The sequence below is a fragment of the Sulfitobacter sp. PM12 genome (genome assembly GCF_045586035.1).
Lineage (GTDB): Bacteria > Pseudomonadota > Alphaproteobacteria > Rhodobacterales > Rhodobacteraceae > Sulfitobacter > Sulfitobacter pontiacus.
Genome location: NZ_CP151534.1, coordinates 216659 through 229618, shown reverse-complemented (window position 1 = coordinate 229618; position 12960 = coordinate 216659). Strand labels below are relative to the sequence as shown.

Below are 12960 nucleotides of genomic sequence, written 5' to 3'. Positions count from 1 at the left end.
CGTTAAAATCCAACCGTTGGGAGTCTGCGATCCGCGGGCTCTTCGATCTCGAAGAAAGCACTTTGTTCGAAGCCGAAGCTTTTGGCGACCAGATTGGAGGGGAAGCTTTCGACCTTGATATTCAGATCTCGCGCCGCGCCATTGTAATATCGTCGGGCCATTTGGATCTCACTCTCGACAGTATCAAGGTTAGCTGCCAGATCGCGGAAGTTATTGCTTGCCTTCAAGTCCGGATAGGCTTCGGCCAGGGCAAACAGCTTTCCGATGGCCTGCCCCACCAAGTTTTCCGCGCGTGCACGTTTTTGCACATCAGAAGGGTTCAGGGTGGCCGCCGAATTACGGGCTGCAACGATCTCGTCAAAGGTGGCGCGTTCGTGCGCGGCGTATCCTTTTACGGTTTCGATCAGGTTGGGGATCAGATCTGCGCGTCGTTTCAACTGGACATCGATACCGGACCACCCCTCTCGAACGCGCTGACGGGCGCGCACAAGCGCGTTGTACAAAGAGATGAGCAAGACACCAGCAATCGCAACTACGGTAATAATAATCAGAAGCGTATTCAAAGGGTGGTTCCTATTCCAAGTGGAGCATTCAGGGTTGGGGCAAGTGGATCAGAACCGGCAATCGGGCAGGGCAGTCGCGTCAAAACCCCCTTCCACGGGCTCGTCGAAACTGGCATCTATTCTGATCGGATCGAAAGGGGCATAGTCTTGGGCGTCGGGGGAAAGCCGGACGACGTAGTGACAACTCGATCTGACGATGGTCGCACCCTCATTGGTTTCCATCTCTACAACGACGGGCACCGCCGAGACCTCTGTACCGACACCAGCGCTGGTGAATCCCAGTTCGAAGCGCAGGTTAATGCTGCGGATATCCTGGAATTTGTTGCGAAACGCATTGTAATCAGCGGCAAGCTGGTTCGCATCTTTTTCGGGAGTGCCTTTAAGGGTGTAACTGAAAGCGCGTGCCAGCTGCCCCGTGCCGATTGCGTTGTAGTAAGACTGGACGAGATCAAGCGCTGTTGATCTATTGTCGTAATACGTTGATGCGGCGGTCAGGTGTAGCGCGGGTTCCTTAGCTTGTGCCTGGGTGTACGGCAGCACCGCGCATAACCCTGCGCAAAGCAGTGGGCGGAACGCTTTTCGGATATGCATGGGAGCACCTTCTGAAGAAAATGTTTTCAGAAGAGATGTTTATAAGTTGTTCGTTTGTCCACAATGGGCAAAAATTTTTAGCCCAGATATGAGTTGAGAGCGGCGCGGTCGATGCTGTTGTGCGCCCCTCTAGAAAGCGAAACTAGATAGATCATGATCCAGACTGCCGATACCGCACCTTCTTATGACGCAGCACAGCTTATTGCGCGCCCGATGTTCTGGGAGGCGCTGAAGGGAGAGGCAAGCGATCTGTTGAAGGTCCACGCCGTTGCTCCAGAGGTTGTGCATTACCTCGCCGATATACGGCACTGGATCTTGATCCATATGGCGATTGCCTTGCATTTCGAACGCAAGATTGACCCGGCCGCGCCGCCCTTAACGCCGAAAAAGCTTCTGACCGAACTGGCTGGCACGGGGATCGCCAGTCGCAATACTGTGCAGTCCTTCTTGCGAGAACTTTTGCGAATTAAGCTGACAGAACCGCCGAAAACCGGGACATTGCGCCAGCATGCGACTGAAGTCTCGGCAAAAAGCGAAAAGCTTATGTTTGTCTACATCGACATCCACCTTCGCGCGCTCGATATGGTTGATGGGGGCGGGCGTAGTGCACTCTTTAACCGGACCCCGACGCTTTTGCATAAGCTTCAACCCGCTTTCGCCCGAAAAATTTGTTTGAACCCTGCGTGGTACAATCCGCCGGCAATGGTCAACTGCTTTACCAATAGCGTCTCCGGCAGCAGCATCTTGCATGAAATGGTGCTGTCCACCCAATCCAACGAGCCGGATGGGGATGGCCGGTTCTGGCTCGGCACCGTGTCGACAGCGGGTTTGGCCGCACGCTACCACGTATCCGACGCTCATATTTCGCGCATACTGATAAAGGCACAGCAGGTCGGCGGTATCGGCTGGGAAAACGAAAGGCGACGCGGGGCGTGCTGGCTGTCAACGACACTGCGCGACGCTTATCTTTTATGGCAGGCCGAAAAACTGGCTGCGTTATCGAGCGCGTTTAATCGGTGCGTCAGCGCAACCGCATAGGGACAACTTTAAATCGCTCGATGACACTTAGCTGCATTGAGCCAGAAGTATGAGAGCTGGTGGCGTGTTTATATGCAAGGGAAGCCTAAGATTCGGGCCAAGATATTAGGATACCGATAGCGACAAAGGCCAGCAGGGATAGACCCCCGTCGATTTCGAACAACGGTAATCCCTGTAAAACCGCGCTTCGAAGTCCGATAGCTATGGCAGGGGTTTCAATGATACCCTTGTCGGAAGCACGGGGATAGCCGGCGCATTACTTTCATAAAAGATTAGCCGCAGAAATGCGTCGGAAAATCGGCCATCAAAGCCGGCTTTTACGATACACATGTCTTACATCGCATGGGCTTCAAATTCTTTCCACAGCAATGCCGCTACCGCGCGGACGATTGGCTTGGACTGGCGAAACGCATAGATGGTGACGTCGAACGCAAGATGCGTGTGTCGCAAATCTATCTCGCACAGCCGCCCTTGTTTCAACTCTTCCGCAATCATGTGCTCTGGCAGGCGGCCCCAACCGAGGCCTGCGATCAAAAGGTGCTTTTTTGTCTGAAGGTCGCTGACGTACCAACGGCGTTGGCCTTTCTGGACGCCGATTTCGCGGTCGAACAGTCCTCCGGCTTGCCCGCTGTCGCTTGCGATGACCTGATGGAAGCGCCGCAAGTCTGCGAGGCGCTTGGGATTGTCCATCTCAGCCCAAAGGGAGGGTGACGTAACATTGCGCAACGTTGATGTACCGACGGGGATATAGTCGAAACCCTCTTCCTCGAGCATGACCGAGGACATTGGCGAAACAGCGATTGCCGCGGTTCCTGTTTTTACGGCCTCGATGGCACCGGACAGTACCTCGGGGCGCAAGACCACGCGGGTCTCGGGAAAACCTGTTTGCAGTTTGCATAAGACGGGGGTCAGTGCGTTGAGGTCAGCGATGGCATCCACCGCGATCGTGATCGTCTCTTCCTGCCCTTTTTCGAAATGATGGATCAGTTGACCCAGATCCTCTGCCTCCGTCAAAACGCGCAAGGATTGAAGATAGACCCGTTTGCCGACGGGTGTGAGTTCAAGCCGATACCCTGACCGGTCAAACAATTCGGTCCCAGTCTGGAATTCCAGAGCCTTCAATGCCTGGCTGATCGCGGGCTGTGTCCGGTTGAGACGTTCGGCAGCCGCTTTGACCGAGCCCGTTTCAACAACAGCGCGCAAAACATTCAGTTGATCGAGCTTCATCAGGCACCAGAAGTTAAGATTAGATTATATAGATGCGAAATAAGTATAAATATCAATCAAGTTTCGTTTCGCTTATCATCGGATCAACATCCGGAGCAACTCAATGAAACAAGTTTCTTTTCAAGAGCCAGCGCAGCCCGATCAGGTCGGTACATTTACCATCGGACGTGCCCTTCCGAACCGGGCTGTGAATGCGGTCGGCCCTTTCCTGCTTCTTGATCATCTTCCCAAGCGCGAAATTTCTGCCGGTGAGTTACCTGAGCCGGACGGCAGCTTTGCCCATCCCCATGCGGGTATCGTGACCTTCACCTATGTCATGGAAGGTGCGATGACCCATTTTGACAGCCTGGGAAACAACAGCTCCGTCACGGCGGGAGGCGTGCAATGGATGAAGGCGGGCAATGGCATTGTCCACGACGAAATGCTCGCGACGCCCCTGCGCCGGGATGGCGGGGTGCTGCATTCCTTTCAATTCTGGATCAACCTGCCCGCGGCAAACAAGCGCGAGCCTGCGCAATACATGCCTGTCTCATCCCCGGACCTGCCCGTGGCAATGCTCGCGGGTGGGCGCGGGGAGGTCAAAGTTCTGCTTGGCCAGTATGATGGACAATCCTCGCCCATCCCCACCTATGCGGGCGAATTCATCTGGCACGTCAGGATCGAGCCGCTTGCGACGGTCGACATCGCCTTGCACGCCGGTCTGCCAGTCGCGGGATTCCTGCCGACGCATGGGGCCGTGGTCGGTGATGCCAAGATCGACGCTCATACCATCATCGGATTGGACGCCCCGGATGGGACGTTGGAGATCACCAACCCGGCTGTTGAACCGCTCGATCTGCTGCTGTTTGGCGGTGAAGCGATCACCGACCCCATCGCCATGCGCGGCCCGTTTGTCATGAACAGCGACAGCGAGCTGGCGCAAGCGTTCCGCGCGTATCGCGCCGGGAAATTCGGACAGATCACCTATCCCGCCGATCACGCTGCCTACAAATCATAGAATAACGCCGTAAGGCTCCCCAAAAGGTTAGAAATCATGTCACAGAAAATTGCCATTGTTGGCGGCGGTTACATAGGCGCCGAACTCGTGAAGTCTCTCGACGACACCGCGGACGTCACATTGATCGAGCCGCGCAGTCACTTCGTTCACGCGCCGGCCATGATCCGCGCGGTTGTTGATCCTTCGTTGCTGGATCGCGCTCTCATCCCCTATGATCGGCTGCTCACGAACGGCAGGGTCATCGCGTCCAAGGCGACGGTTATCGACGCGGAAGGTGTCACGTTGGAGGACGGCACTCGGGTAGAGGCGGATCAAATCGTTGTTGCCACCGGGTCCAGCAATGCGATGCCCTTCAAGCCTCAAGGTGCCGATATTGCGGGCCTTAGGGGCGACAACCAGCGCATTCATCAGCAACTCAAAGCGGCGCGGCGCATCGGCATTGTCGGGGCTGGTGCCGTTGGCACCGAACTTGCGGGCGAAATCTCCTATGCCATGCAGGACAAGAAGGTGACGTTGATCTCAGGCGACGAGGCGTTGTTCGGGGCGATGCCGTCAAAGCTGGGCACGTCTTTGGCGGCGAAACTGCGCAAGGCTGGCGTCGCGCTCATTCTCGGCCAGCGGGCAGAGAACTTGGAAAGCATGACCGAGCCCTACGCGGGCAGCCTGCAACTTGCCGATGGGTCACAGCACGACTTCGACCTGATCTTTCCGGTTATCGGATCGCGCGCGAATTCCGAGGTGCTTGAAACGCTTGCCGGTGTCCAGAAAACGACGGCCAACCGGATCAAGGTCGACCCATGGATGCGCCCATCCTCGCTGCCGAACGTGTTTGCGGCGGGCGATGTTGCGGATGTCGGCGACGCCATGACAATCGTGGCCACAAGCCGCCAACTCCCTTGGCTCAAGGCGACGCTATCCGGATTGGCAGCGGGCAAGGCGATCGAAGACATGAAGCCCTACAAGCCATGGGGCAGCAAGGCGCCGATCCTCGTGCCGCTTGGTCCCAAACAGGGGAATTCCTTCCTTGTTTTCTTCACCGCAGGAGACTTCCTGACCCGCAAGATGAAGGGCGCGGACCTGTTTCTCAAGAAATACGCAAAGTTGCTGAACCGGCCTGAAAGCTGATCGGCCTACCACCTCTTTCAGAAGGAAATACTATGAAAATCTCCCGAAGATCCCTTTGGTCGTCGACCTTGAACTTGTCGCGACCGTTGAATCCTGGCATGCCGGATCCGGTGCGATGTATTTCGACGAGGCGCTGACGGTGTTTAACGCGCATGTCGTGCCCGCACCACGCGCAGTTGTGAACGGCACCATTCAGATCGCGGGCGAAACCATCGCTATCGAGGATGGTCACGGCTGTCACGACCACAATTGGGGCAATGCCGGTATCGAAGGTGTTCTGAAGGCGTGGCACTGGGGCCGTGCGGAATGCGGCGATTTCACGCTGAACTTCTCCTATATTCTTCACAACGCAGATTACGGCAACAAGGTCGTCTGCAAGTTCATGTTGGCAAAGGATAGTGACATCCTGCTCAGCACGGGTGAATTCGAGGACAGTTTCGTTGGTGAAATCCATGTCGGCCCGCAGTCCGGCAACGGCTGGCCTGACGGCTTCCTGATCGAAGCGCCCTACAATGACAACATGATCCGTATCGAGATTTCAGGCAATTACCTGTTGAGCGACGCGCTCAATTCCGACCAGCAACCGGATGACGAAACTGCACGGCCAGGCTATATCCGTCTTGGTGGCGACATAAGAGTGACGGTGCCGCTAGCGGGCGGAACCGAGGTTGCAACCGGCAACATCATCCACGAAATGTCCTTTTCGGAAAGTATACCCAAAGCGGAAGCAAACTGGCTTTCATAGGTCAAAGCGCGCCCTTGTGAACGGCGCAAGGAAGGCTGGATCACTCGAGCCCAGTTGCGCGCAGGTCTAGGGGAATACCTTTCTCCGCATCGAGAAAACCAAACTCCGCAATTTGGCGCGCGTCTCTATTCTGCATGAGAAATCGCACTGTCGCACGGTGATTTCGCACTTCGTGCATCACGGCGTCGTACTTCAGTACGAGAGAATTTGGTTCAATCTCAACACTTGCCGCGCGCCACTGAGTAACGATTTGTAGAAAATGCCCGACATGATCGTGATAGGCAGTCTGAATACGGGCGTCGTAAAGCGTCAGTGGCAGTGAGGCACCGCCCGCAGTCAATGAGAGATGGCGATGGAGATAACTGACCAAGCGGTCCTCCATTCTATGCGACAGCGGTTCGTCAGCCTTCATCCCTTCAAGCACCGCAAGCTCGGGTTCGGCGATGATCGCATCTTCTAATGGGAACTGGATTGTGAGTCTCAGTTCTGACTCGTCTTGTCGTATTAGAAGTGAACTACCGGGCAAAGCATGGGCCAGTACGCTCCCCGCGCCTCCAAAAAACAATGCATACGCAAGCAAGCTGGCGCGAATAAAACAACGCCATATCATTTTTTCTGGCCGCCATAATCGTCATTCAGATCACGCCAAACCGAATGCGGATGGTTACCGACTTTGCCCGTAGACTTGTTTGACTGCAATGAAAACTCGATCCAGAGGGAAGGGCCGTGAATTCGAACATAGTCGTCTTCGGCGCTTAGTTGCGGCGTTCCGGAATGCCCAAGGTAGGTGTCCGGCAGCTCGGTCGTGTATTTCTGCATGTAGGCTGCGGATTCGACTTCGGTTAAATCCCCGACGTAGGTTTCGATTGCCGCAACAAGCAATGCAATAATATTCTCGTCCAACGCAGCGACGGAAAGGCCCTCGAAACTGTCTGGTATAGCGTTGTCAGCCTGAGGCCCGGCGATGATATCGCGATAGGTCCCTTCAAGTTTTGCGGCCATGCGTTGCTCGTCCGAGAGGGCGCTGAGCAAGGTGGCAAAAGCGTCGCGCTCCTGCGTGAGGGGCTGGTTCACCCGACCGTTCATCTCGAAATAAGGGAAGGGCTCGACGCCTCGGAAAGAGGGCGTGGCCCCTGCCAATTTCCCGTCGGTGTAGGTGTTGGCAAAGGCCATATGGTGACCACCGTAATAAAGCTCCCATGTGCCATATGGTCCGGGTGTACCCAAAAAGGCAAACTTTGTGTTGTAAGAGGAATAGCCAGCCTTGTAGTCGGCGCTGACGGTATTGATATAGTCATCGGCGTTCAAAGTTTGGATCATTTCGTCGAAACCTTCGTCGACATCGTGGCTCGTGGCCTCCATCATGATCGCCTTGACCAGGCCACGCTGCTTGATGCTCAGTTCGCCCAGCAGAACACCGGGGCGTTTGGGAAAGGCCCCGGCGGGAAGATTGCTCCAATGCTCGGCCTGTGAGCGTGAATACTCTACCTGAAGGGTTTCCAAAATGTCGTGGGGAACGTCCTCCTTCAGCAGGTCGATCAGGCAAAGCATACGGTCATAGCCGGGCGTACCACCGCAGCTGGAAGCGTTGTCAGGGACGGGAACGGTTTCCATTAAGGCACTCGTGTCACCCATGCGCAATTGAAGAGCTTCGCTAAGCGCCTGATCCTCTTCAGACATCGGAGGCGGACCGTCGTGAGGTTCTTGCGCGAAGGCCCATGCGTTCGAGAGCGCGGCTAACGCAGCTGCGCAGACAAGACTAGTGTGACGAGGCATTATGAAACCTTTTCCGAAGAAGCATATTCAAATTTTAGTCGCACATCAATCTCTTGGGAAACCGCCCCTCTGTTTCCAAATTTATCAAGCAAAGCGTTTACACATCTGGGGGTTATTCGGTTCACTTAGAGGGACGGGAACGGTCGACGACGGCGCTGCTATAACGCCGCCGACGTTTCTCTTCTGCCGGGATGGTCCGTTCAGTCGATCGCGGGGGCGGGTCGCAGGGTGCCTGCACAGTCGCCAAAACCAATTTTATAACCATCACCCTTTGCCGCGCCGCGCAGGGTGAGCGTGTCTCCGTCCTCAAGGAAGGTGCGCGTCTCGCCGGTATCGAGCGTGAGAGGTTCCTGCCCGCCCCAGCTGAGTTCCAAGAGGCTGCCCCGGTTTTCCTTTTCGGGGCCGGAAATCGTGCCGGAGCCGAGCAGATCGCCCACGCGCATCGGGCAGCCGCTGGTGGTATGGTGGGTGAGTTGCTGCGCTGCCGAGTAATACATCACGTTGTAATTGGTGCGCGACAGGATTGTTTCAGGCTTGCCTTCAGGGGCGAGAGCAACCTCCAAGTCAATATCATAGAGCATTGGGCCGGGTTCTTGCAGATAGGGCAGAAGCTCCTTTTCGCGCGGCGGGGTGGAGGCGCGGAAGGGCTCTAGCGCGTCTTTGGTCACGATCCAAGGGCTGATGGTGGTCGCGGTCGCTTTGGCCTGAAACGGCCCGAGCGGCTGGTATTCCCATGCCTGAATGTCGCGCGCGGACCAATCGTTCAGCAGGACATAGCCGAAGATCATGTCGTCGGCCTCTTGCACGCTAACACGGCCTTTCGAGGGTCTGCCGACAATGGCACCCATTTCGAGTTCCAGATCAAATCGTTTGGACGGGGCGAATACCGGCATCTCCGCATCCGGCGCCTTCAACTGCCCATTAGGGCGGGTCACATCAGTGCCGCTGACCACAACAGAGGAGGCGCGGCCATTATAACCGATGGGGATGTGCAGCCAGTTCGGCGGTAACGCATTGGCCGGATCGCGGAACAGGGAGCCCACGTTGAACGCGTGGTGGCGACCCGCATAGAAGTCAGTGAATTCGGTGACAGTGAAGGGCAATTCCAGCGTCGCGTCTGCCATCGGCACCAAATGCGTTTGCAAGGTGGTTTGCTCAGCGCTTCCTTCCGCCAAAGTGGCAGTCAAATAGGTGCGAAAGCTGCGCCAGACGTCAGCGCCGAGCGCCATGAAATCGTTCCAGGTGCCACGGGCAAAGACTGCCTTGGCAGGCAGATCGAGCAGGCCAGCCTCTTCCAGCGCGGTCACGTCAAGGATCTGATCGCCGATGGCGACGCCCGCGTGCAGGTCGTCTCCGGCGACATGGAACGCGCCGTAGGGCAGGTTGTTCAGGGGAAAGTCGGTCTTGGCCGTATTGGCACTGTCGACCCATGAGCGCATGAGCTGTGTCATATTACTTCCTTTATTTGGCGTCTGGCTGATTTTCGGGGCGCGCGGCGTCAAAGGCCGGGAGGCGCAGGGCCTGCTGTTCGATGTCGAGCAGCCGCGCGAAGGGGGTCATATCGACGCCCCACCGGTGGGCGTTGTAAAGTTGCGGGATAAGGCAAAGATCGCAGAGCAGGGGGGTATCCGCAAAGCTGAAACTTGGGCCGTCCGGCAGCAAGGCTTGATAGGCATGCAGCCCTTCGGTCATCCAATGGCGCATCCAGGCTGTCCCCTCATCGGCGGTCAACCCATGCTGGGTTTTCAGGTGGCTGACGACTTTGAGGTTGTTGATCGGATGAATGTCCGTCGCGATCACCTGTGCCGCTGCTAGTACCTGCGCCCGCTCAAACGCAGGTTCAGGGAGAAGCGCAGCAGCAGGCGCGATATCGTCCAGATAGGACATGATCGCCAGCGATTGGGTTAGCGCCTTGCCATTTTCAAGCAACAACGTCGGCACCCCCTTGATCGGGTTCTTGGCGACATAGTCCGGGGCGCGTTGGTCCCCAGCCACGAGATCGACCGGAACCACCCGATAGGGTAGCCCTTTAAGGTTCAGCGCCACCCGCACGCGGTAGGCCGTGGTCGAGCGCCAGTAGGAATAAAGCGTCAACATCGCGGTTATTTCTTACCCGGCGTGCCGTCGAACTTCTTTTCCATATCCGCCCAGCAATCGATGTAGTTATCCTGAAGCGGGGCCTCTTTCCCGGCAAACTGGGTCAGCTGCTGCGGAAAGCGGGTTTCGAACATGAAGGACATGGTATTGTCCAACTTCTCTGGCCCGAGGTTGGCGTTCGAGGCTTTCTCGAAGGCGTTCCGGTCCGGCCCATGCGGCAGCATCATGTTATGCAGGCTCACCCCGCCGGGCACAAAGCCCTGTGGTTTCGCATCGTATTCGCCGTAAATATTGCCCATCAGTTCGGACATGATGTTCTTGTGATACCACGGCGGGCGGAAGGTGTTTTCGGCCACCATCCAGCGCTCGCGGAATAGCACGAAATCAATGTTTGCTGTGCCTTCTTGGCCCGAGGGTGCGGTCAGCACCGTAAAGATCGAGGGATCTGGATGGTCGAAGAGGATCGCACCGACCGGGCAGTAGGTCCGCAGGTCGTACTTATAGGGGGCGTAATTGCCATGCCACGCGACCACATCGAGCGGGCTTTGACCGATCTTTGTCTCATGGAACTGCCCGCACCATTTCACGGTGACAGTAGACGGCACTTCGCGGTCCTCATAGGCCGCCACCGGCGCTTTGAAATCACGCGGGTTGGCCATGCAATTTGCGCCGATTGGACCACGGCCGGGAAGTTCAAACTTCTGGCCATAGTTTTCGCAGACAAACCCACGCGCGGGACCGTCGAGAAGTTCGACACGGTAGACAAGGCCGCGCGGCAGGATGGCGATCTCCTTGGGCTCGACATCAATGATTCCCAGCTCGGTCGCAAACCGCAGGCGACCCTCCTGCGGGACCACGAGCATCTCGCTGTCGGCGGAGAAGAAATAGGCGTCCTGCATGGATTCGGTCACCAGATAGACGTGGGTGGCCATCCCGACTTGGGTATGCACATCACCTGCCGTGGTCATGGTCCGCATGCCGGTCAGCCAAGTCAAAGGCGCGTCCGTGTGCGGGACCGGATCCCAACGGTACTGGCCAAGGCTGGTCACCGCGGGGTGGATATCGGGTGCAGAGCGGAAATAGGGCAGGTCGATCTTTTCGTAGCGGTGACTGTGTTTGACCGACGGCCGAATGCGATAGCACCACGTGCGCTCTGGCCGCACATCGGTGAATGCGGTGCCGGATAGCTGTTCGCCGTAAAGACCGTAGTTGCATTTCTGCGGGCTGTTCATGCCTTGAGGTAGAGCACCGGGGAGCGCTTCGGTTTCAAAATCATTGCCGAAACCGGGCATATAACCCCGGGTAATCGTCCCTCCATCGGCCTGGATCAGAGAGCTTTTGCCAGTGTCAGTCATAGTTTTTCCCTTCCCTCGATGCTGTGACTTTTGGGCTAGAATACCGATCAGATCCGCCCTATGAGAATCGTTGCACTTGCAACGAATAGGCTGCTGTGGGACACTCCGTCAAGAACATTTCATTTGCAACGATCTAGGAAGGGCGGGCGCATATGGCATCAGATGACTTCAGTCTGTCGGATTTTTTGCCCTACAGACTGTCTGTATTGGCTGCCCAGATGAGCAAGAAGCTGTCGAAGGTTTACGGGGAGCCCTACGGTCTCTCCACGCCGGAATGGCGGGTGCTGGCGCATGTGGCGCATCGCGAGAAAATGTCGGTGCGCGAGATCCATGATAGTGTCTCGCTCGACAAGCCGAGCGTCAGTCGGGCCGTGTCAAAGCTTGAGAAAGCCGACCTTCTTGCCAAGTCGACCAGCGACCGGGATCATCGTTTGGTTGAAATCGAAGTGACCGACAGGGGGCTAGAGGTTTTTCAACAGATCGTGCCTGAGGCTTTGGCCTTTGAAGCGGCGGTACTGGAAGCCTTTAGTGCGCAAGAGCGCCTGCAACTGGACGACCTGCTAGCCCGATTGCAGGGTGTTTTGGACGGGCAGACGGGCAAAGCCTAAACAGTCGATCAACGAAATTAGCCAATGTGGGCGGCGTAGAGCTCACCGATCTCCCGTGCCGTGGCGGTCAGTTTTTCCAGATGCGCTTTGGCGACAGAGGCGACGCTGTGCTGCTCGGCCAGCCAAATGAGGCTGACTGCGCCGACGATGTGACCCCGAGAGCTGATGGCGACCGCTATCGCGCTTGGGATGCCACCGTAGTCTACCGCACGCCCCCAATAGCCGTCCTCTCTTGTGGCGAAACCCTGCACCCGCACTTCGCGCAATTTGGCTGGCAGCGCTAAGGCGGCGACGCGATCCCTACCGGTGGTATGAACTGCCAAACGGGCGGTGTATTCAGCTTCTTGCGCGGGGTCTAACGCGGCAAGAAATGCACATCCCAAGGCAGACCGAAAAGGCGAGGGTCTGTAGCCGATGCAGTCGGGGAAAACGCCATGCTCTGAGAAGGTCCGCGTCGTATCGACGATCTCGACCCGCCCGTTGCCGATGGGTGCGGCAAGGTCCACGCCAAGTCCGGTTGCCTCAGAGAGCGCGAGGATCGCAGAGGCACCGGCTTCGACCAGAGCATCTATCGAATCGGGGTGTGCGTTGACCCGCGGAAATCGGGAGCCAACCCTGTAGCGGCTGTCACTTCTGCTTTGGCTAAGCCAGCGCTGTTGGACCAAAGTGGCGCAGATTCGCAGGATCGTCGGCTTAGGCAATCCAGTCCGTTCAGCCAGAAAGGCCAGGGAACAAACGCCATTGCTGGAGATAACTTCAAGAATGTTGAGCCCGCGTTCGACGGACCGATTTAATTTTGTCATAGCGTTCCACCTAGTGAAATTGGTGTTGGACCGTC

14 protein-coding genes are annotated in these 12960 nt (G+C 56.8%); 5 read left to right on the top strand and 9 right to left on the bottom strand.

Annotated features, from left to right (window positions below; genetic code table 11):
- Positions 1 to 2: 2 nt before the first annotated feature.
- Both AADW22_RS18290 and AADW22_RS18285 read right to left on the bottom strand, forming a co-directional pair.
- On the bottom strand, positions 3 to 551 hold the full coding sequence (locus tag AADW22_RS18290; RefSeq protein WP_407474928.1) for a LemA family protein: 549 nt from the start codon (positions 549 to 551) through the stop codon (positions 3 to 5).
- A 60-nt stretch (positions 552 to 611) separates the two neighbouring features.
- A complete protein-coding gene (locus AADW22_RS18285) occupies positions 612 to 1154 on the bottom strand; it encodes a hypothetical protein (RefSeq protein WP_180829910.1) in 543 nt (180 codons plus the stop codon).
- 153 nt (positions 1155 to 1307) lie between these two features.
- On the opposite strand from AADW22_RS18285, the gene AADW22_RS18280 reads away from it, so the two are divergent.
- The gene (locus tag AADW22_RS18280; protein WP_168593015.1) at positions 1308 to 2192 is read left to right on the top strand and encodes a hypothetical protein; all 885 of its coding nucleotides are present in this window, start codon (positions 1308 to 1310) and stop codon (positions 2190 to 2192) included.
- 333 nt (positions 2193 to 2525) lie between these two features.
- Here AADW22_RS18280 and AADW22_RS18275 read toward each other — a convergent pair whose 3' ends face one another.
- Positions 2526 to 3419 carry a LysR family transcriptional regulator gene (locus tag AADW22_RS18275; protein ID WP_407474903.1) on the bottom strand — a complete coding sequence of 298 codons (894 nt, stop codon included), beginning with the start codon at positions 3417 to 3419 and terminating at the stop codon, positions 2526 to 2528.
- Positions 3420 to 3522: 103 nt separating this feature from the next.
- On the opposite strand from AADW22_RS18275, the gene AADW22_RS18270 reads away from it, so the two are divergent.
- The 3 genes from AADW22_RS18270 (at position 3523) to AADW22_RS18260 (ending at position 6286) form a co-directional block, all read left to right on the top strand.
- Positions 3523 to 4416: a pirin family protein gene (locus AADW22_RS18270; RefSeq protein ID WP_407474902.1), complete on the top strand. Its 894-nt coding sequence runs from the start codon at positions 3523 to 3525 to the stop codon at positions 4414 to 4416.
- A gap of 36 nt (positions 4417 to 4452) precedes the next feature.
- On the top strand, positions 4453 to 5541 hold the full coding sequence (locus AADW22_RS18265; protein WP_407474901.1) for an NAD(P)/FAD-dependent oxidoreductase: 1089 nt from the start codon (positions 4453 to 4455) through the stop codon (positions 5539 to 5541).
- A 115-nt stretch (positions 5542 to 5656) separates the two neighbouring features.
- Positions 5657 to 6286: a hypothetical protein gene (locus AADW22_RS18260; RefSeq protein ID WP_407474900.1), complete on the top strand. Its 630-nt coding sequence runs from the start codon at positions 5657 to 5659 to the stop codon at positions 6284 to 6286.
- 40 nt (positions 6287 to 6326) lie between these two features.
- On the opposite strand, the gene AADW22_RS18255 is transcribed toward AADW22_RS18260, so the two are convergent.
- The 5 genes from AADW22_RS18255 to hmgA all read right to left on the bottom strand — a co-directional run bounded on the left by AADW22_RS18255 (position 6327) and on the right by hmgA (position 11514).
- A complete protein-coding gene (locus tag AADW22_RS18255) occupies positions 6327 to 6896 on the bottom strand; it encodes a hypothetical protein (protein ID WP_407474899.1) in 570 nt (189 codons plus the stop codon).
- Complete coding sequence (locus AADW22_RS18250) at positions 6893 to 7966, bottom strand: DUF3500 domain-containing protein (RefSeq protein WP_407474898.1); 1074 nt, start codon at positions 7964 to 7966, stop codon at positions 6893 to 6895. The genes AADW22_RS18255 and AADW22_RS18250 overlap by 4 nt, the downstream gene beginning before the upstream one ends.
- A 296-nt stretch (positions 7967 to 8262) precedes the next feature.
- Positions 8263 to 9513 carry a fumarylacetoacetase gene (fahA, locus tag AADW22_RS18245; protein ID WP_407474897.1) on the bottom strand — a complete coding sequence of 417 codons (1251 nt, stop codon included), beginning with the start codon at positions 9511 to 9513 and terminating at the stop codon, positions 8263 to 8265.
- Between the two features lie 10 nt (positions 9514 to 9523).
- Positions 9524 to 10159, bottom strand: coding sequence for a maleylacetoacetate isomerase (gene maiA / locus AADW22_RS18240; protein WP_407474896.1), 636 nt, complete (start codon positions 10157 to 10159; stop codon positions 9524 to 9526).
- A gap of 5 nt (positions 10160 to 10164) precedes the next feature.
- On the bottom strand, positions 10165 to 11514 hold the full coding sequence (hmgA, locus tag AADW22_RS18235) for a homogentisate 1,2-dioxygenase (protein ID WP_407474895.1): 1350 nt from the start codon (positions 11512 to 11514) through the stop codon (positions 10165 to 10167).
- A gap of 152 nt (positions 11515 to 11666) precedes the next feature.
- Here hmgA and AADW22_RS18230 point away from each other — a divergent pair, with 152 nt between their 5' ends.
- Positions 11667 to 12122 (top strand): MarR family winged helix-turn-helix transcriptional regulator, encoded by a 456-nt coding sequence (locus AADW22_RS18230; protein ID WP_407474894.1) that lies wholly within the window; start codon positions 11667 to 11669, stop codon positions 12120 to 12122.
- A gap of 17 nt (positions 12123 to 12139) precedes the next feature.
- Here the strand turns inward: AADW22_RS18230 and AADW22_RS18225 are convergent, their stop codons facing one another.
- Positions 12140 to 12925 (bottom strand): IclR family transcriptional regulator, encoded by a 786-nt coding sequence (locus AADW22_RS18225; protein WP_407474893.1) that lies wholly within the window; start codon positions 12923 to 12925, stop codon positions 12140 to 12142.
- Positions 12926 to 12960: the final 35 nt, after the last annotated feature.

Coding starts and splice junctions, on each gene's coding strand:
- AADW22_RS18250 (WP_407474898.1), bottom strand. CDS start 7,966: ATGTCTGAAGAGGATCAGGCGCTTAGCGAAGCTCTTCAATTGCGCATG.
- AADW22_RS18270 (WP_407474902.1), top strand. CDS start 3,523: ATGAAACAAGTTTCTTTTCAAGAGCCAGCGCAGCCCGATCAGGTCGGT.
- AADW22_RS18285 (WP_180829910.1), bottom strand. CDS start 1,154: ATGCATATCCGAAAAGCGTTCCGCCCACTGCTTTGCGCAGGGTTATGC.
- fahA (WP_407474897.1), bottom strand. CDS start 9,513: ATGACACAGCTCATGCGCTCATGGGTCGACAGTGCCAATACGGCCAAG.
- AADW22_RS18260 (WP_407474900.1), top strand. CDS start 5,657: ATGTATTTCGACGAGGCGCTGACGGTGTTTAACGCGCATGTCGTGCCC.
- AADW22_RS18230 (WP_407474894.1), top strand. CDS start 11,667: ATGGCATCAGATGACTTCAGTCTGTCGGATTTTTTGCCCTACAGACTG.
- AADW22_RS18280 (WP_168593015.1), top strand. CDS start 1,308: ATGATCCAGACTGCCGATACCGCACCTTCTTATGACGCAGCACAGCTT.
- AADW22_RS18225 (WP_407474893.1), bottom strand. CDS start 12,925: ATGACAAAATTAAATCGGTCCGTCGAACGCGGGCTCAACATTCTTGAA.
- hmgA (WP_407474895.1), bottom strand. CDS start 11,514: ATGACTGACACTGGCAAAAGCTCTCTGATCCAGGCCGATGGAGGGACG.
- AADW22_RS18265 (WP_407474901.1), top strand. CDS start 4,453: ATGTCACAGAAAATTGCCATTGTTGGCGGCGGTTACATAGGCGCCGAA.
- maiA (WP_407474896.1), bottom strand. CDS start 10,159: ATGTTGACGCTTTATTCCTACTGGCGCTCGACCACGGCCTACCGCGTG.
- AADW22_RS18275 (WP_407474903.1), bottom strand. CDS start 3,419: ATGAAGCTCGATCAACTGAATGTTTTGCGCGCTGTTGTTGAAACGGGC.
- AADW22_RS18255 (WP_407474899.1), bottom strand. CDS start 6,896: ATGATATGGCGTTGTTTTATTCGCGCCAGCTTGCTTGCGTATGCATTG.